The sequence below is a fragment of the Pontibacter sp. HJ8 genome (genome assembly GCF_054824225.1).
Map to the genome: position 1 here is coordinate 1 of NZ_JSYF01000519.1, position 688 is coordinate 688.

General features: G+C 40.8%; 1 protein-coding gene. It reads left to right on the forward strand.

The genetic code is table 11. The features are described 5' to 3' along the window. Nucleotides 1-39: 39 nt before the first annotated feature. A partial coding sequence (locus tag OB13_RS18780; protein WP_461491720.1) for a lipopolysaccharide biosynthesis protein occupies nt 40-688 on the forward strand: 649 nt, incomplete at its 3' end.

The window sequence follows — 688 nt, forward strand, 5'->3', positions numbered from 1 at the left end:
AGGAAGAAAAGCTACAGGTATTAACTAACATGTGTTGTCATGGCCATTAATCAGCTTAAAGCAGGAGCACTTTTATCCTATGCTTCCATCGGGATAAGCAACCTGGTCGGTCTGCTATTCACTCCTTTCATGTTGCGGATGCTGGGTAAATCCGAGTTTGGACTTTACTCGCTGGTAGCATCCGTTGTCGCTTACTTAACCGTATTGGATTTTGGGTTTGGCAATGCGGTTATTCGTTATACCGCTAAATACCGCGCGGAGGGAAAAGAGGAGGAACAATACGCTTTATTCGGCATGTTTCTGATGCTCTACTGTGGTATAGGAGCGCTTATCATTCTGTTAGGATTGGTTCTTTATTACAACGTTGAATCACTCTTTGGAAAATCTTTGTCAGCTGATGAACTGGATAAAGCCCGTATCATGGTGGCCCTCTTAATCTTCAATCTTGCGGCTACTTTTCCTTTAAGTATTTTTGGTTCTATCATTGTTGCCTACGAAAACTATGTTTTTCAGAAGCTTGTCAATATAGCGCGTATACTTATAAGTCCCTGCCTGATGATACCCATGCTTTTGATGGGCTACAAAGCGATTGGTGTTGTTGTCATCATTACGCTCTTAAACATTATCAGTCTTCTAGTCAATAGCTGGTACTGCTTCAACAAATTAAAAATCAGGTTATACTTCAAAA